This is a genomic window from Myxococcus sp. CA040A (genome assembly GCF_013336725.1).
In the GTDB taxonomy this organism is placed as follows: Bacteria; Myxococcota; Myxococcia; order Myxococcales; family Myxococcaceae; genus Myxococcus; species Myxococcus llanfairpwllgwyngyllgogerychwyrndrobwllllantysiliogogogochensis.
In genome coordinates, this window is record NZ_JABUMR010000004.1 from 394406 (window position 1) to 412028 (window position 17623).

16 protein-coding genes are annotated in these 17623 nt (G+C 68.7%); 4 read left to right on the forward strand and 12 right to left on the reverse strand.

The genetic code is table 11. The features are described 5' to 3' along the window. Positions 1–10: 10 nt before the first annotated feature. From HUA75_RS18655 to HUA75_RS18690, 8 genes are all read right to left on the reverse strand, one after another. The gene (locus HUA75_RS18655) at positions 11–445 is read right to left on the reverse strand and encodes a thioesterase family protein (RefSeq protein WP_141640902.1); all 435 of its coding nucleotides are present in this window, start codon (positions 443–445) and stop codon (positions 11–13) included. Between the two features lie 19 nt (positions 446–464). Next, a complete protein-coding gene (locus tag HUA75_RS18660; protein WP_141640901.1) occupies positions 465–1778 on the reverse strand; it encodes a hydroxyacid-oxoacid transhydrogenase in 1314 nt (437 codons plus the stop codon). 284 nt (positions 1779–2062) lie between these two features. Further along, the gene (locus HUA75_RS18665; RefSeq protein WP_371746139.1) at positions 2063–3214 is read right to left on the reverse strand and encodes a serine hydrolase; all 1152 of its coding nucleotides are present in this window, start codon (positions 3212–3214) and stop codon (positions 2063–2065) included. 45 nt (positions 3215–3259) lie between these two features. Further along, positions 3260–5137, reverse strand: coding sequence for a hypothetical protein (locus HUA75_RS18670; RefSeq protein WP_174487184.1), 1878 nt, complete (start codon positions 5135–5137; stop codon positions 3260–3262). Between the two features lie 4 nt (positions 5138–5141). Then, a complete protein-coding gene (locus HUA75_RS18675; RefSeq protein WP_174476473.1) occupies positions 5142–5906 on the reverse strand; it encodes a protein phosphatase 2C domain-containing protein in 765 nt (254 codons plus the stop codon). A 21-nt stretch (positions 5907–5927) separates the two neighbouring features. Continuing rightward, a complete protein-coding gene (locus HUA75_RS18680) occupies positions 5928–6767 on the reverse strand; it encodes a VWA domain-containing protein (RefSeq protein ID WP_174476474.1) in 840 nt (279 codons plus the stop codon). A 120-nt stretch (positions 6768–6887) separates the two neighbouring features. Beyond that, positions 6888–8087 (reverse strand): M20/M25/M40 family metallo-hydrolase, encoded by a 1200-nt coding sequence (locus tag HUA75_RS18685; RefSeq protein ID WP_174487185.1) that lies wholly within the window; start codon positions 8085–8087, stop codon positions 6888–6890. A gap of 271 nt (positions 8088–8358) precedes the next feature. Then, entirely contained in the window at positions 8359–9588 is a 1230-nt protein-coding gene (locus tag HUA75_RS18690; RefSeq protein WP_174462274.1) for a mechanosensitive ion channel family protein, read from the reverse strand. 322 nt (positions 9589–9910) lie between these two features. Between HUA75_RS18690 and HUA75_RS18695 the strand changes: the two genes are divergently transcribed. Next, entirely contained in the window at positions 9911–11116 is a 1206-nt protein-coding gene (locus HUA75_RS18695; protein WP_174487186.1) for an endonuclease/exonuclease/phosphatase family protein, read from the forward strand. 27 nt (positions 11117–11143) lie between these two features. Here the strand turns inward: HUA75_RS18695 and HUA75_RS18700 are convergent, their stop codons facing one another. The 3 genes from HUA75_RS18700 to HUA75_RS18710 form a co-directional block, all read right to left on the reverse strand. Continuing rightward, on the reverse strand, positions 11144–11611 hold the full coding sequence (locus tag HUA75_RS18700; protein WP_174455103.1) for a nuclear transport factor 2 family protein: 468 nt from the start codon (positions 11609–11611) through the stop codon (positions 11144–11146). 75 nt (positions 11612–11686) lie between these two features. Continuing rightward, positions 11687–13135 (reverse strand): aldehyde dehydrogenase family protein, encoded by a 1449-nt coding sequence (locus HUA75_RS18705; RefSeq protein WP_174487187.1) that lies wholly within the window; start codon positions 13133–13135, stop codon positions 11687–11689. Next, positions 13125–14771 (reverse strand): acetolactate synthase large subunit, encoded by a 1647-nt coding sequence (locus tag HUA75_RS18710; protein ID WP_174487188.1) that lies wholly within the window; start codon positions 14769–14771, stop codon positions 13125–13127. The genes HUA75_RS18705 and HUA75_RS18710 overlap by 11 nt, the downstream gene beginning before the upstream one ends. A 102-nt stretch (positions 14772–14873) precedes the next feature. Between HUA75_RS18710 and HUA75_RS18715 the strand changes: the two genes are divergently transcribed. The 3 genes from HUA75_RS18715 (at position 14874) to HUA75_RS18725 (ending at position 16840) form a co-directional block, all read left to right on the forward strand. Further along, positions 14874–15758 carry a LysR substrate-binding domain-containing protein gene (locus HUA75_RS18715; protein WP_141640891.1) on the forward strand — a complete coding sequence of 295 codons (885 nt, stop codon included), beginning with the start codon at positions 14874–14876 and terminating at the stop codon, positions 15756–15758. A 125-nt stretch (positions 15759–15883) separates the two neighbouring features. Then, the gene (locus tag HUA75_RS18720) at positions 15884–16267 is read left to right on the forward strand and encodes a VOC family protein (protein WP_174455099.1); all 384 of its coding nucleotides are present in this window, start codon (positions 15884–15886) and stop codon (positions 16265–16267) included. 174 nt (positions 16268–16441) lie between these two features. Continuing rightward, on the forward strand, positions 16442–16840 hold the full coding sequence (locus HUA75_RS18725) for a hypothetical protein (protein ID WP_174487052.1): 399 nt from the start codon (positions 16442–16444) through the stop codon (positions 16838–16840). A 111-nt stretch (positions 16841–16951) separates the two neighbouring features. Here the strand turns inward: HUA75_RS18725 and HUA75_RS18730 are convergent, their stop codons facing one another. Next, entirely contained in the window at positions 16952–17530 is a 579-nt protein-coding gene (locus HUA75_RS18730) for a hypothetical protein (RefSeq protein WP_217446145.1), read from the reverse strand. Positions 17531–17623 lie beyond the last annotated feature (93 nt).

The following is a 17623-nucleotide window of genomic DNA, read 5'->3' on the forward strand; positions in this document are numbered from 1 at the left end:
GGCCGCTGTCCTAAGTCGCCAGGGTCAGTCGCGAAAGCGCCTCGCGCAGTCGCTCGGGAATCGCCGTGGACTTGCGCGTCTGGCGGTCCACGAAGACGTGAACGAAGTGCCCGTGGGCCGCCGCTTCCGACGCCCCTTCCTTGAAGATGCCAATCCCATACGTCACCGAGCGCGTGCCCAGCTTGTCCACCCGAAGCCCCGCCCGCAGCGCGTCTGGATAGGCGAGCGGCGCGCGGTAGTGGCACTTCGACTCCACGACGAGCCCGATGACGGAGCTGCCGTGGATGTCCAACCCGCCCTCCTGGATGAGGAAGTGGTTCGCCACCGTGTCGAAGTAGCTGTAGTACGTGACGTTGTTGATGTGACCGTAGACGTCGTTGTCCATCCACCGTGTGGTGATGGGCAGGAAGTAGCGATAGCGCTCGGCGGTCTCGACGTCACTCACGGCTTCAGTCTCCCCATGGCTACCAGTACCCCAGCGCCTGCTGGAACAGCCCACTCAACACGGGCCGCGACATCTCGCGGGGAGCATTCTGCAACAGTCGCTGCTGGGGGAAGGCCCCCTCCGTCAGCGCCGCCACGTCCGCCTCGGTGTACCCGACTCCGCCCAGTCCGTTCGGCATCCCCACCGCGCGCATGATGCGGATGAGCTTGTCCGCCAGCACCTCGCCCGCGTCCTTCGGCCCCGCGCCCCGAGCATCCGCCCCCAGCCACGTCGCGGCCTCCAGGTGCCGCTCCGGACTCTCTTCCGCCGTGTACCGGAACACCGAGGGCGCGTTGAGGATGACCGCCATTCCATGGGGTACGAGCGGTTCGTCCTGGGGATAACCCGTGGGCCTGAACTCGCGCACGAGCCCTGCCACCGCGTACGCCATGCCGTGGGGCGCATGCACGCCCGCGTTGCCGAACGCGATGCCCGCCAGCGTCGCCGCCCACATCAACTGCTCGCGTGCCTCGTGGTCTCCCGCATCCTTCACGCCGCGCTCCAGATACAGCCCCATCAACCGCAGGGCCTCTCGACATCCCAGGTCGCTCCACGGGTTGGCGCCCTGGCTCATAGGCCGCAGGCTGGGGCGCGGAGGCGCGGGGCGGCGGACGTAGGGTCGCGCCGTATAGGACTCCAGCGCGTGGGAGAGCACGTCCAGGCCGCTGGCGGCCACCACTTCGCCCGGCAGCGTCGCGGTGCAGTCCGGGTCCACCAGGGCCTCGGTGGGACGCAGCGCGTGCGAGGCGATGCCCGTCTTCGCGCCCAACGAGAGCAGATCGAAGATGGTGATGCCCGTCACCTCGCTGCCGGTTCCCGACGTCGTGGGGCAGGCGATGTGGGGCTTGAGGGGACCGGGCACCGGCCTGCCCTCGCCCACGGGGGCATTCACGTAGGTCAGGAAGTCGGAGGGCCACGTCGCATAGAGGTTCGCCGCCTTGCACGTGTCGATGACGGAGCCGCCACCGAGTGACACGTAGCCATCCGGGCGCAGGTCCGCGGCGAACCGCACCGCCTCCAGGAAGGAGCGGTCCGTGGGCTCGACGCGAACGTCCGTGAAGACGCCGACCTCGAGTCCGGCCGCGAGCAGCGAGGCGCGCACCTTCTCGAAGTGCGGCAGTCGGGCCACGCCCGCATCCGAGAACAGCGCCACGCGCCTCATGCCGAGCGCCCGGGCCCGCTCGCCCACCTCCGACAGACAGCCTCGACCGAAGGTGACGCGCGACGCATCCATCGTGAAGGCGGAGTCACACCCCTCGCCCACCGACTGGTAGTGGCAACAACCAAAGCCCATGACAGTCCTCCCACGCCGGTTGCAGCCGCAATCTAGCGTGGGTGGGAGGAAGAACGGGCGACATCCGCCAGCGCCAGGGGCTCGCGGCGGGAAAAAGGTACGGACGTCACAGCCCATCGCGGAGCGCGGGAGGGCCATCGAACCCCTCCGCGCTCGTGGCTCGGGGTCCCGCATTCAACCCCTGAGGACTCCACCAAGCCGTGCTCAGCAGTCGTGGTTCGGAGGTGTGCCTCCGTCCGCCGAGCCCCTCCACTCGCGTGGCGAGGAACTCCATCGAGCCGTGCTCAGCAGTCGTAGTTCGGAGGCGTGCCGCCGTCCTCGACGGGCACCGGCGCGGGTCCGCCCTGCTTCGCGAGCGACTCCCCACAGTCCAGCGAGGCCTCTCCCGAGAGCGTGCGATAGAGCACACACGAGGCCCGCTCGACGAAGAACGCCTGTCGCGGCCAGTCCGGTCCGCGCGCCGCGAGGATGGCCACCGCGTAGTGACCACCATCCGGCAGCCGCACCAGCCCCACCTCGTTGAGCACGTTGTAGCGCGAGTCATCCGAGCAGCACCCTGGAGGCAGCCAGCCCGCCTTGTGGCGCATCGAGGCCCGGACCTTCGCGGGCAGGAGCGTCCCCAGCCAACCACCACACCCCTCGCGAGGCGTCAGCTCCATCCACGCGAGCATGCGCGAGGTCGGCTTTGGCTTCAGCAACTGGCCCGCGCTCAAGCGATGCAGGAAAGACACGGCGTCCGCCGCACAGAGGTAGTTGTCATTCCCCATCACCTGGGGCGAGTTCGTCGCGCGGCGCGGCTTGCCGTAGTTCCACTTCGTCAGTGCGGTGTTCTTCACGTCCAGCGAGCGCAGATAGTCATTGATGGCGTCCGGCCCGCCCACCAGGTCGATGACCGCGCCCGAGGCCTCGTTGTCCGAGGTGCGGAAGACCTTCTCCGCCAGCGGCGCCACCTTCGACTCTTCTGCCTTCTTCAAGGCCGCCGCCACCCAGAACACCTTCGCCGAACTGGCGGAGATGTGCGGCACCGTGTCGGAAGACCCCGCGTACTCCCCGGTGCGCAGGTCCTTCACCGCGATGGCCACGTCCGCTCCCGGAGCCAGGCGCGCGGCCTCCGCCGCCAGCGAATCCACGACGGACCGAAGTGTCTCGCGCTTCGGAGCCCCTGCTGCCGGAGCCGCCGCCAGGGCGCTTCCCATCGTGAGCCAGGACAGCGCCAAGGCCCCAAACCAACCACGCGGCACGAACCACGTTGTCATCATCGTCCTCCAGGAAGTGCTGTCCCCCGCGGGAGCCGCCGAGCCCGCCACGAAGGCCCCCAGGGCATCCGCGACGCCCAGCCGGGACGCTCTCTCGTAGTCGAAGTCCACCACGCCCGCCAGGGACACACCGGCGCCACCACGACCAAAGCCGGGGACGTAACGCGCCCGTCCGAGCACGTGTCCAGTCCCCGTTGACTCCCGGGTGACAACGACAGCCCTGCTTCAAGATTTCTCGGGAGTCTCGTGGAAGAGCCGCGCGAGAAAGCGCGTGAAGCTGAGGGAATCGCCCGAGGAGACGGCCCGTTCCGCTTCCAGCTCTCTCCAACAGAGGGTGATGCACTCGCGCCGGAGGCGGGCGATCTCCTGGTCCACCTCGACCAGCTCCACATGGTGCTCCCTCAATTGGTCGATGATTTGCTCGGCATGCGTCAGGGCCTTGCGGAACTCCCTCGACAGGATGCCATCCGCTCGCATCTGGACCGCCGCGGAGTCTTCTTCCAACTCCAGGGATTCACGCCGTGCGTCGAAGCGGGCCGCGAGCTCTTCGGCCTCGCGCTTGAACCGCAGTCGCATCTGTCTCTTCTCTTCGTCGGGGAGCCGGGCCTGGAGCGCCGCGTCTTCCTCCCAGCACTTGTGCTCGGCCTCCAGGTCCTTTCGAGCGTTGAGTTCCTCTCGGTCCACCTGGACACGCCGTCCGTCGACGCGGTCGAGCGCCGAGCGATCCACGTCGTGGTTGCGCTCACGAACCTCCTCCATCCAGCCATGGAGCGACTCCTGCTCACCCAGGAGTCGCGCGTGGGCCGCCTGGGCGCGCTGCGCCACGGCCGGTCGGTCCACTCGAAGCTGTTGAAGTCGCGCCTCCACATCGCCTCGGGACGCACGGGACTCGGCCCATTGCCTTTCCAACCGCAGGTGTTCCTGGGCCACGGGCTCCTTCCGATACAGCAAGAGCGCGCGCGAAAGCCCCAGTCCGCCCACGAGCCCCGCTCCCACCAACCACCACGGAGAAAACACCACGCCCGGAATGAGCCCCAGCATCGCGGTGACCAGCACGCCCCCGGTCATGCCGCGCTCCAGAGAGTCCTCACGAGAAAACTCGCGGGGGGCCAGCGACGCTGGAGCGATGAAGCGCGCCAGCGCCCGCGCGTGGGCTTGCGCGCGCGTCGGCTGCGGTCCGGGCTCCGGAACAAGTCGCTTGTCCAGTCCTTCGTCCAGGGTCAGCTCCGGCAAGCGCGAGGGCGCGAGTGCCAGCAGGGACAACAGGGTTCTCGGCACGTACTCGCGGATTCGAGCATGAGGCGAAGTCAGTAGCGCCTGGAGCAATGGAGAACGGGTCGGCTCGACAAAGTCCTTCCGCCGGAACAGGAGGCAGTCGTCGCCCCCCTGGAACCGCTCCCAGAGCGACGGGTCGTGCGCGAGCGCGACCAGCGAGAACCAGACCCCCCACGCCGGGAAGAGGTCCAACTGGAGGTTGAGCGAGCCCGAGTCGCGCGCTGGATGCTGGTAGTTGGCGTGCCCCCGCTCATGGCTCTCGCGCCCACGCAGCGAGAACACACACATTCCATCGTAGTCGATGAGCCGCAGTCCTGAGTCGGTGACAATGACATTGCCATGCTGGAGATCACCATGCGCGACAGCGGCGCGGCTCAGCGCCTTCACCAGGTCGAACCACTCGGCGGCGAGCTGGAACAGCTTCGCGGGCTCATGCAGGTGGCGCCCGACATAGCGCTCCAGGGACTCTCCCTGGACCCACTCCATCTTGACGATGGGCACCCACCGCCCTCGGACGTGGATGCCTCGGGGAAGGAACGTGAAGCCAACCATGTACGGCAGCCAGTGCTGCTCCAGATGACGTTGGATCTCCAGGTAGCGGGACTGCAAGTCGTAGGGAAATGGGCGGGTGAAACAACGCACGGCGTAGACCTTCTCGCCACACGTCACCTTGTAGATGGTCGCGAAGTTGCCCGCGCGCGGCCGCGGCAGGCCCGCCATCGCGCCCGTTCCCAGCTCGACGACACCCTCTCTCAACTCGGGGTCGGCGAACGCCTGCCGAGGATGCTGGAGCGCCGTCTGGTAGTCGCTGTCCGACGGGAGAATCACGACCTCACGCCCCCACCGTCACGCGAAGCAACGTGACGTCATCGTTGCGGATGACCTTGTTTGTCCGCAGTCCATCCACGAAGCGAGCGAAGGACACCGGGAGGTCCTCCGACGTCCCCGTGGGTAGCGCGAGCCAGGGCGCCCCACCCCGCTCGTGCTCGGACAGGAACCAGTGGGCCAGCGCATCGGTCATCAGCAGCAGGATGTCTCCAGGACGCACGTCCCCTACTTCGGTCCGCACCGCTTCGCCCACGCGCGCGTTCTGACCGGACTGCGTGGACACCAGGAACGGACGCGAGCCGAACGACGCGGCCGTCTCCAGGGGAAAGGACCGCACCAACCGGTCTCCTCGGACCTGGAAGAGACACGAATCCCCCACCGCCAGCGCCGTCCAGGTGCCCACCGCGTCGCCACCGCGCGCGGCCTCCAGTCGAACCCCCATCAGCGTGGCGAACGCGCCCTCCAGGAGCTTCTCCCGCGCGTACCAGGGAAGGTCCCGACTCCCGACGTCGGCGTGCCATCGCCGCTGCAGCCCGGGCAGGGCCTGGAGCAGCGCGGAGGGCTCACCCATCCGCCCCTCGGCGAACTCCCCCGCGAGCAGCCGGGCCCACAGGCCCGAGAAAAGGCTCTCCGTGGCGCCATCGGCGACGGCGACGTGCAGCACCTCGCCCTCGAACGTGGACGACTGCTCCGGCGCGCATGCATCCTCGTTCTCGGTGGGCGTATTGCCCGCCTTCTGCACCCACATCGCCTCGATCTGGATTCTCACGTGACGACGTCCTGGCCGGGGCTACCGCAGGTTGCTGGGGCGCGTTCCGATGTTCAGGAACTTGATGAGCGACACGATGTCCGCGTTGAAGGCGAAGCCCCGGGCCCCCTCCCGCACCGCGTGCCCCTCCTCTCGCGCGGCGGCGAGCATCCCCGGGGTCAGCGGGCTGGACAGGTCGAAGAGCAGCCGCGCATGAGCGTCCGGAAGCCCCACCTCCGCGTCGGGGAACTGGATGGGCGTCGCCGGGTTCGATGACAGATGCACGTTGAGCAGCAGCACCGCGCCGTCGGAGCTTCGCAGCGCGCGCAGGGACGACGCGACGGCGGTCGGGTCTCCATCCGTGGGCTGCCCATCGGAGACGTTCACGACGATGGGAGGAAAGCCCTCGGGGTGCTCGCGCAGCCAGTCCCCCACCAGGGAAGACGCGCGGGAGAGCACCTCGCACATCGGCGTGGGGCCGTGCGCCACCGGCTCGAACCAGACGGGGAAGCGGACCTTCTCCCGCACCAGTCCCCCCATGCCGTCCTCTCGCTCCCGAGTGCGCTCCTCCAGCCGCGCCGGGGCGTGGCCAATCTCGCTGATGGGAACCAGCCCCCGACCCGCGAGCGGGCCCGAGAACGCGGAGCCCACGCGCTCGCCATAACCCAGCACGCCCAGGTGGAAGTAGTCGCGGATGCCCTCCTCGCGGGCACAGCGCACCACCAGGTTCTGGAGCAGCCGGTTGGTGACGTCCGCGACGCCCTCGGCCTTCTTCCGCGAGCCACCCGGTCCACCGAAGGGGTCATCCATGGACCCGGACTGGTCAATCAAGAGGAGGATGCACGCGGGCGCGGTGCGGCTGATTTCCGCCGAGTAGGCCATGGCGGACGAGCGTACCGGTTCAACCTTCCGTGCGCGACGACAGACGACAGCGGCCCCCGCGTCCCGCCGCGCCCTCGAGACGGGCGGCGCGACGGAACGGGGAGCCCAGCGCTTTCGAAACTAGGGGCCCGTCGGGCCCTTCGCCAGCTCCGCCACGAAGGCCGCGGCGATCTTGGAGAACTTGAGCGCGTGGTTGGCCGTGCTGCCGGACTTCGCGATGGTGTCGCCCGTCGTGTGGATGTAGGGATTGCCCTGGCTCACGACAGCCTCATGCGGGATGGAGGCCGCGAAGCCCGCGTTCGTCCACGACGCGTGGTCCGAGCAGGCATAGCCGCACGTGGTGTTCACGTGGGTGATGCCAGCGCCGTAGGTGTTGATGACGTTGCGCAGGAACGTGTTCTGCGCGGAGTTGGTGTAGTCGGTGACGATGCCCACGTCGGCCGACGTGCCCCGGTAGTTGGTCATGTCGAGCTGGAGCACGCCCACCACGTTGATGCCGTTGTTCTTGTGATACGCGGCGATCTCCTTGGAGCCGCGCAGGCCCACTTCCTCGGCCGCGTAGCCCATGAATTTCACCGTGCGCTGCGGCCGGTAGTTGCACGCCACCGCCGCCCGGATGACCTCCGTGAAGGAGGCGATGCCGGAGGCGTTGTCATCCGCGCCCGGCGCCGTGCTGCCAGAGGAGATGGAGTCCAGGTGGCCACCCACCACGACGACTTCGTTGGGCAGCGTGGTGCCCCGGATGGTGAGGATGACGGAGGGCTGCGCCCAGGCGGTGTGCGTGAACAGCTCGGACGTGATGTCCGTGCGGCCGGCGGCCAGGGTCGCCCAGCGGCTGCGCAGCCAGTTCGCCGCGCTCACGCCCGTGCTCGACGTGTAGTAGCGCGTGGTGTACGCGGCCATCGAGTTGATGGTGCTGCGGACGTTCGCCTCCGTCATCTGGCCGATGAGGCAGTTGGCCGTGGTGGCGTTGTCGATGGTGTAGGTGATGAGGTCGCGCGTGGACGCGTCGGACGCGGGCACCAGCGACTGCTCCGCCTCGTCACGGCTCTCGAACGTCACGAACCCCGCACAGCGGTTGAACCGGTCGTGCATCACCTCGGCGATGCGCGACAGCTGCGACTCGCGCACGGGAATCACCACCACGTCCTCCTTCGACAGCGAGGGCGCGGGGACGCTCCAGCCTTCACGAGCGAAGGCCTCCGAAACAGGGGCCAGGGCGTCGGAGCCCAGCGAAATCCACAGCTCTTTGTCCTCGGCTTCAGCGAAGGCCGCGGTGGGGCTCAGCAATAACAGGGCAAACGGAATCAACCGCTTCATGGGCAGCGCTCCTCGGTGGGTGGGTGGTGCGACGCGGATCACCGCGGGCGGCCGCATCGCACGGCCTCCGCGTGTGGTCCCCAGGACGTGCGCAACGCCAACCCGCGCGCGTCGACGGAGACGGACCCGCACTTTCCGTTTTTCCGGTGAATACCGGCAACACACCCCTCCCCTGAGCACGGGAAGGAAGTGTTCACCGGTCAACAGAAGCCCCTCGCCCGGCTGCGTCACCCTCCTGGACCGACACCGGCCCCCTTCGTGGAGAAGTCCTTCAGTCGCCAGACCGCGCGGCCAGGGCGCCGAGGCCCGGGCGGACCGCGGCCAGGGGCGAATCGGACTCGGCGAGGCTCGCCTCGGTGCGCACCATGGGCAGGCCGTGGGGCTGCCCGCGAAGGAAGGCCATGAGCTTCTCGCGGACGATGCACCGCAGCTCGAAGGCCTTGCCGGAGTCCGACGCGCTCACCAGCGCGCGCAGCTTCATGGTGCGCTCGGAGAGGTCCGTCACCTGGAGCGCCTGCACCTTGCCGTCCCACAGGCCGTTGGACTCCTGCTCCAGCACGCGCTTGAGCTCCGCGCGCACCGAGGGCACGTCCGTGCGGAAGTCCACGTACAGCTCCGCGGTGCCCATGATTTCCGGCGACACCTTGCTCCAGTTCTGGAAGGGCTTCTCCAGGAAGTGGCCCATGGGAATCACCAGCCGGCGCAAGTCCCACACCTTCACGACGACGTAGGTGAGCGTTATCTCCTCCACCCACCCCCACTCGTTCTCGACGATGACGGTGTCGCCGATGCGGATGGGCTGGGTGATGGACAGCTGGATGCCCGCGAGCAGCGTGGAGATGGACTTCTGCGCGGCCAGGCCGATGAAGAGGCCGGCGATGCCCGCGGAGGCCAGGAGCGACACGCCCACGTTGCGCACCGCCTCGAACTGGAGCAGCAGCAGCGACGCGCAGATGAGCACCACCGCCACTTCAATCACCCGGCGCAGCACCGACAGCTGCGTGCGCAATCCGCGCGCGCGGGCCACGTTGCCGCCCTGCTCCTCGCGCGCCACCGTCTGCTCGACGAAGCCCGCCGCCAGCTTCACGAAGCGCAGGAGGAACCACCCCACCGCGGCCAGCCCCACCGAGCGGGCCACCAGCTCCACGCCGTGCTTCGCCACGGGTGGCAGCTTCAACGCCCACAGCCCCGAGGCCACCAGCACGACGAAGAGCAGGTAGCGCACCGGCCCTCGCGCCGACGCCGCCAGCTGGTCATCCCAGCCGGACTTCGTCATCGACGTGGCCCGGTCCACCAGCCGCATCACCAGCCACTCCACGCCCCGCCCCAACAGCCACGCTCCCGCCACCAACACGCCCAGCCCCGCCCACTGCCACAGCTCCAGTCCACCCCAGGCGCCCTCCGGCACCGGCACGGGCAAGGGCGGCGCGGCCCCTTCCACACCGGAGGCCTCGGTGGGCAGGGCAAACAGCAGCGACTGCAGGGAGCTTGTACGAACCATGTCTCGGGCCTCTCGTGGCGGGACGCGTGCGAGCCAGCGCGCACCGGACGGTGTGCCCTGGCGGGTGCCTCCACCCTCGGGTGAATGTTTGAGGTCAAACCTACTAGCGGTATGAGTGGGCCGCGTCCATGAACTTCTCCGAGCCCGGACGCCCTGCGGCCCACGAGGCGTCAGCTCGGGGACAGCGACTCCCGGGGTCCAAACGACCCGGCGTGCTATCCTGGGATGTCGGGGCTGAGCGACACTCGGGGTTCGTGCAGAGAGCCCTCGGGGCGCGCGGCGCCTGGCCGTGCGCTCCCTCACGGAACGCGAGGAGTCGACGATGAGCATCTGGAATGTGGCGGGTCGCTGGGCCCGGAACGTCCTTCAGCAGCCGGCCGCCGCCCCTGTCGGCAACGAGGCCCGGGCGAAGAATGGAAGCGCCGCGGAGACGCCGAAGGATTCCTTCACGCCGTCGCCGTCGCCGGGCCCCAGTCCCACCCGGCCGGAGCTGAACCCCGCGCCACCGGAGGGGTACTCGAAGCCGGTGAAGGCGAACGAGCTGCCGGACGTGGGCAACGGCTCTGGCGTGCTGACACTGAACCTGGCCAACGGCGCGGGCTCCAAGTACCGCACGGAGGACAACCGCGAGGACCAGGCCCGGCTCATCCGCGAGACGGGCGCGAACATCGCGGGATTCCAGGAGGTGGACATCAACGTCGACCGCAGCGGCAACGCCAACACCGCGCTGAGTGTCGTCACCCACCTCAATCCGGCGTTCGAGGCCTTCAAGTCCGGAACGGTGCCCACGGTGCCCATCGGCGAGGACGCGCCGGCGACGGCCATCCGCAAGGGCAACGACGGCACCACGCTCTACCAGACGCCCGAGGGCACGCTGGTGACGGGCGAGTCCTTCTCCGGTGATGACCGGAACATCAAGGGCGACAGCGGCGCGGACGCGACGTACGGCAACGCGGTGTACGTGGGCGCGCCGGACAAGGTCGTCGACGCGTACACCATCACCCTGCCCGCCGCCGAGTCGGGCGGCCCCACGGTGTCCTCGCCGGAGCAGCTCGCCGCGCTGGGCGACGGCAAGGTCACCGACGCGGAGCGCAACGAGCTGGGTCAGCGCAACGAGGCGCTGCGCAAGAACAGCCCCTCCGAGCCGCGCACCGCGCTGGTGACGCGCGTGGTGGGGCCGGACGGCAGGGAGAAGAGCATCATCAACGTGCACCTCGCGGCGGGCAGCGAGTCCAGCGGGCTGCGCGCGAAACAGCTCGCGTACCTGGCCGACATCGCCCGGGCGGAGGCGAAGGGCCCTCCGGCGCGCGAGCTGGTGGTGATGGGCGACTTCAACGACTCCACGAAGAACGTGGGCGACGCGCTGGAGGGCGCGGGCCTGCGCCGCGTGGTGGGCGGCAAGAAGGCCAACGGCGACAACTTCGACCAGGTCTGGGTGTCGGGCGGGTTGGACACCGACACCAGCGCCCAGGTGAAGACGGAGGGCGTCAGCGACCACGCCCACGCCGGCTACACCGTCATCCGCTGAGCACGGCCCCGCGTGACGGCTGGCGGGCTACTTCTTGCCAGTCGTCGCGGGAGGCGCGGCCTTGGGAAGTCGCGAGATGTGGCTCGCGGCAATCCGCCAGCGCCCGTCGCGCTTGATGAGCGTGTCGGTGAAGCGGAAGTCCACGTCGAAGGGCGAGCCACCGGAGACGCCCTTCACGGAGGTGATGCCAATCACCACCGCCGTGTCGCCATAGAGGCGGACCTTCATGTCGTGGTTGCGGAAGACCTCGTAGCGAGGCTCCTTCGCACGGACCTCGGCCAGGGTGGCCGCGCGGTCCGTCACGTTTCCCGCCGAGTCCATCTGGGTGAAGCCGTCGGCGAGAAAGCCCTCCAGGAAGGCGACATCGCCCTTCTGGAAGGCCTCGCACGCGGCGTGGAGCCCGTCGAGCACGGCCTTCTCATCCGCGCTCGGAGACGCGGCGACCGAAGGAGACGACAGCGCGAGGACCAACAGGGTGAGCATCGACTTGAGCATGGAGGGCCTTCCAGGAAAGGCCCTCGACGTACAGGGGATGCCACCGGCTGTCGAACCGTCGTTGCTTCTTGAAGCTCAGTCTTCGCTCGACGCCCGCTGCCGCAGCACGAGCAGCCTCGGCTCGGTCATGTCCTCGATGGCGTACTTCACGCCCTCCCGTCCCAGCCCCGAGCCCTTCACACCGCCATAGGGCATCGTGTCGACGCGGAAGCTCGGCACGTCACCCACCACGACTCCGCCGACCTCCAGCTCGTCCCACGCCCGCATCGCGCGCGACAGGTCATTGGTGAAGAGGCCGGCCTGCAAGCCGTAACGGCCCTCGTTCACCGTGCGCAGGGCCTCGGTGAAGGACGTGAAGGACTGGAGCAACACCACCGGCCCGAAGGCCTCCTCCGCGCAGAGCGGCTCGTCCGCGGGCACGCCCTCCACCACGGTGGCCTCCAAGAGCGCGCCCTTGCGACCACCGCCCGTCAGCACGCGAGCGCCTTTCGCGACCGCGCTCTGAATCCAGCCTTCGAGTCGCCGCGCCGCGGGCTCATCAATCATGGGGCCGAGCGTCGTCGCCTCGTCCCGGGGGTTGCCCGCGAGCAAGGCCTGAGCCCGGGTGACGAGTCGCTCCTTGAGCGCCTCGTAGTGCGAGGCATGCACGAGCACGCGTTGCACGGAGATGCAGCTCTGCCCCGACTGGAAGAAGGCGCCGTGCGCCACCCGGTCCGCGATGACGTCCAGCGAGGCGCCGGGCTCGCGGTCCACCACGCAGGCCGCGTTGCCACCCAGCTCCAGCACCACCTTCTTGCGTCCGGCGCGGGCCTTGAGGTCCCAGCCCACCTTCTCCGAGCCGGTGAACGACAGCAGCTTGAGTCGCTCGTCCTCGATGAGCGGACCGATGTCCGCGAGCGAGGGGGTGATGACGGAGAAGGCGCCTTCGGGCAGGGCCGTCTCCGCGAGCACCTCCGCGAGCAGCATCGCGCTCACGGGTGTGCGGTCCGACGGCTTGAGGATGAAGGGGCAGCCCGCGGCGATGGCGGGGGCGACCTTGTGGGCGACGAGGTTGAGCGGGAAGTTGAAGGGGGTGATGAGCGACACGGGGCCCACCGGCACGCGACGGGTGAAGCCTCGGTAGCCCTCCGCTCGCGGCGACACCTCCAGGTCCATCACTTCTCCCCCGCCCCGCACGGCCTCCTCGGCGGCGGCCTTGAAGGTCTCGATGAGGCGCGTGACTTCACCGCGTGCGTCGCGCAGGGGCTTGCCCGCCTCGATGCAGAGCACCTGGGCCAGCTCCTCCGCGCGCTCCTGGAAGCGGCGCACGCAGTGTTCCAGGACGGACTGTCGCGCGTGGGCCGGCAGCTTGCGCATGGGCTCGGCGGCGCGAACAGCGGAGGCGATGGCCTCCTCCACGGCGGCGGCGTCCGCGAGCGCGACTCGCGTCACCACCTCTCCGGAGTACTTGTCGACGACGGGCAGGTCCGCGTTGGGCCGGCGAGGACGGTTGGCCAGATAGTACGGGTAGCGTTCAGCCAGCATGGAGCACCTCGAGTTCCTTGTCCCCGACGCCGAGCGCGCGGGTGTTGTCCGAGTAGTCGATGGGCAGGTCGATGACGTGGACGCCGCCCGCTTCGAGGCTGCGCGCCAGCGTGGCGCCGAACTCCGACGCGCTCGTGGGCCGGTGGCCCCTGGCGCCGTAGGCCTCGGCGTAGCGGACGAAGTCGGGGTTGCCCAGGGCCATGCCGAAGTCCGGCAGCCCCATCTCCCCCTGCTTCCAGCGAATCATTCCGTAACCATCGTCGCGTACGACGATGACCACCAGGTCCAGGCCCAGGCGCACCGCCGTCTCCAGTTCCTGCGAGTTCATCATGAACCCACCGTCTCCGCAGACCGCGACGACCTTGCGTCGGGGGTGCACCATCCTGGCGGCGATCGCCGACGGGAGCCCCGCGCCCATCGTCGCCAGCGCGTTGTCGAGCAACAGCGTGTTGGGCCGCCGCGTACGGTAGTAGCGGGCGAACCACAGCTTGTACATGCCGTTGTCCAGGCAGACGATTCCGTCGTCCGGCAGCGCGCGGCGCACCTCGGCCACCAGTCGCGCGGGGTAGATGGGGAAGCGGTCATCCGCGAAGCCTTTCGCGAGCTGCGCCTCCAATCCCGCCCGAGCCTTCTCGAACGGCGTGAAGTCCCAGTTCGTGCGCGAGCCCAGTCCCTCCGCGATGCGCCACACGGCGTTGGCGATGTCGCCCGTCACCTCCAGCTTCGGGAAGTAGACGGGGTCCACCTCCGCCGAGGAGAAGTTGAGGTGGACCACGGCGCGGCGGCTGTCGCGCATGACGAAGGGCGGCTTCTCGATGACGTCGTGGCCCACGTTGATGATGCAGTCGGAGGCTTCGATGGCGCGGTGGACGAAGTCGCCGTCGGACAGCGCGGCGGTTCCCATCCACAGCGGGTGGGACTCATCGACGACGCCCTTGCCCATCTGCGTGCTGGAGAAGGGAATGCCCACCCGGTCCACGAGGACGCGGAGCATCTCCGACGTGAGCTTCCGGTTGGCGCCCGCGCCAATCATCAGCAGGGGCCGCTTCGCGGAGGCGATGGTCTCCACGGCCTGCGCGATGGAGCCTTCATCCGCCACGGGCCGCTTCCAGGCGCTGGGGGCCAGGAGCGCGGCCTCGGTGGAGTCACGCGCCACGTCCTCGGGCAACTCCAGGTGCGTCGCGCCGGGCCGCTCCTCTTCCGCGCGTCGGAAGGCCTCGCGCACCGCCGACGGGATGTGCTCCGCGGAGACGAGCGTGCGCGTCTGCTTGGTGAGCGGGCGCATCATCCCCACCACATCGACAATCTGGAAGTGGCCCTGCTTGCTCGCCTTGATGGGCTTCTGCCCGGTGAGCATCACCATGGGCATGGCGCCGAGCTGCGCGTACGCGGCGGGCGTGACGAGGTTGGTGGCGCCCGGCCCCAGCGTCGCCAGGCACACGCCCGCTCGCCCCGTCAACCGCCCCCATGTCGCCGCCATGAAGCCGGCCGCCTGCTCATGCCGGGTGACGACCAGCCGCAGGCCGGAGGCACGCATCGACTCCAGCAGGTCCAGGTTCTCCTCTCCGGGGAGTCCGAAGACGCAGCGCACGCCCTCCGCTTCGAGTGCTTTGACGAACAGGTCCGAGGCCTTCATCGCAGTCCTTCCTTCCGTGACAAGGGAAGTTCTACGGTCCGGGCTCGATTCGTACATTCGTTTGTTCGCATGGAGTCGATAGGCACCATCTATGATGGCATCATGGAGCTCAGGCACCTGCGCTACTTCACCGCCGTCGCCGACACGCTGCACTTCGGCCGGGCCGCGCGGCGGGTCCACGTCTCCCAGCCCACGCTGTCCCAGCAGATTCGCCAGCTCGAGGAGGAACTTGGTACACCCCTCTTCGAGCGGGCCAGGACCGGGGTGCGGCTGACGCAGGCGGGGGAGCTGTTTCGCACCTATGCCTCGCGGGCACTGGAGGATGTGGACGCGGGTCGGATGGCGGTGGGCGCGCTGCGGGGCCTGGCAACGGGCTCGCTGCGCGTGGGCTATCCGCCCAGCATGCGAGGCCTCGTCGTGCCCGCGCTCGCCGCCGTATTGCGCCGCCATCCAGGGCTGGTGTTGAGCGCGGAGGAGGCGGTGGTGCGGCGGCTGGAGCGACGACTGGCGGATGGAAAGCTGGACGTGGGGTTGGGCTATGCGCCGGCGCGCTCGCCGGACCTGGACACGGAGGCCGTGTTCGACAGCCGGCTCGCGCTCGTCGTGTCGCGCGGGCATGTGCTCGCGTCAGCGGAGTCGGTCGGGGCCCGGCAGCTCGCGAGCGAGCCCTTCGCCCTGCTCTCCCCCGGGCTGCGCGTGCGCTCTCGCGTGGATGCGTACTTCGCCACGCTGCGCCTGTCCCCGCGCATCGCGCTCGAATCGAACGCGGTCGCCACGGTGCTCGCCATCGTCCGCGCGGGGCTGGCCGTCACGGTGCTGCCCGAGCCCCGGCTCGCGGACGTGGAGCGACTGGTGGTGAAGCGGCTTGCGCCCGCGCCACGCTCCGAGCTGGCCGCCCTCCTCTGGCGCAAGGGCGCGCCCCGTGCTCCCGCCGCCGAGCTGTTCGCCTCCGAGGTCCGCGCTCGCGCGAAGGAGACGGGCGACTGAGTGAAGCGCGTCCCGCATACTCACAACCAGGTGGTTGACTGTCACTTCGTCGCCGCTATGCTCAACAAAGTGGTTGAACGTCGTCCGGATGCCCCGTGGCGACTCCATCACCTCCCGAGGGAACGATGCGAATCCCCTTCTGCAGTCTGTTCGTCGATGACCAGGAAAAGGCGCTCAAGTTCTACACGGAGAAGATGGGCTTCGTGGAGAAGGTGAACGTTCCCGCGGGAGGTGCGCGGTGGATCACCGTGGTCTCCGCCGAGGACCCCAATGGCACCCAGCTCGTCCTGGAGCCCAATGGGCACCCGGCGGCGACGACGTACCAGAAGGCCCTCTTCGCGGATGGCATTCCCGCCACGGCGCTCATGTCCTCGGACATCCAGAAGGACTATGAGCGGCTGAGCGCCCTGGGCGTGGAGTTCCGGCAGAAGCCCACGCAGATGGGGCCCGTCATGGGGGCCATCTTCGATGACACCTGTGGAAACCTCATCATGATCAACCAGCTCTGATTCAGGGCTCCGGGGGCGTGCACACCGCGCCCCCGGCAGGTCGGGCCGTGGCGGCATCGCGACGAATCACCCCACATATCTGGGATTGCCTCGCCTCGTCTGACTCCGTCACGCTCCCTCTCAACCCGGGAGGAAGACATGCGAGCAGAACGGAGTCTTTGCGGCGCACTGGGGATGGCCACCCTCATGCTGACGGGCTGCGCCCCTGACGAACTCTCGTTCGAGCACGAGGAGACTCTTCTCGGCGACAGCGAGCGAGCGCTGGTTCTCGATGACTCGGGAACCGCTGAGGACGCCGGAGAACCCGACGCTGGGGAGGAGGATGCGGGAGACCCAGACGCGGGCGACAAGGACGGGGGCTCGCCTGATGCCGGGGAACCCGACGCAGGTGAGCCAGGCCCCAGCGGCCCGACCCCGGACTACTGCTTTGGAAACTGGGAGACCTACTACTATTCCGACTACTTCTACAGGACACCCGTGGGGAGGGCCCGATGCAACTGCGGCTACTTCGCCCAGTTTGGCGAGACGAGCTACTGGAGCATCTCCACCGACCTCGGGGCCTGCCTGAAGTAAAGGCAACCTGAGCCTGAGCTTCGTGGAGAGGAGGCCCCTGCTCACGCCGAGGGCCCACCTCTCCCCTTCAACCACCGTCCCCGATGCGAAGGTCGAGGATGTGTTCCCAGCTCAGTAGATGCACTTGAGGCCGAGGTTCAGCACGAACGGGACACCGGTGTTGGCGTAGCCATCCATCGTGCCCGTGGTGTAACCGAAGTACTGGCAGACCCGGTTGATGGACCCGCGCAGGTGCCACCACGAAGCAAACGGCGGGTTCATGCCACTGAGGAACGGGAAGCGAGAGTCATTGGTGTCGACCCCGCGAACCGCGACGTGGGTGCTCGGGATGCAGACCAGTCCGAAGAGATCCGCCGACGTGTCCGCGAAGCCCGTGAAGAACCCCGTGTTGTAGAAGGAGCCACACTCGTTATCCGCGATGGCGCCCGCGTTGTAGGCCGCCTGCGAATCAAGCGAGATGGAGCTGCCCTGCCACAGGGCCCACGCCCGCGCATCGCCGCCAGGGATATCCTGCCAGGTCACCATGTCCGAGGTGAAACAATGGATGCCCATCAACTCACCGTCCTGGTCGCCGGTGTACATCCCTCGCGCGTAACCATAATAGGCACACACCGCCTCCGCGCTCCGGTTCGCGTAGGCCCAGCCCACGTCGTTGCGGTTCGTGATGGGAAAGCCTGCCGCGCTCCGCATCGCGGCCGTCGTGTCGAACCATACAGGTCCGGCGAAAGCCGGGGCCGAGACCAGTGCGACGATGGTGGATGCAAGGGCTGTCACGAGCTTGGA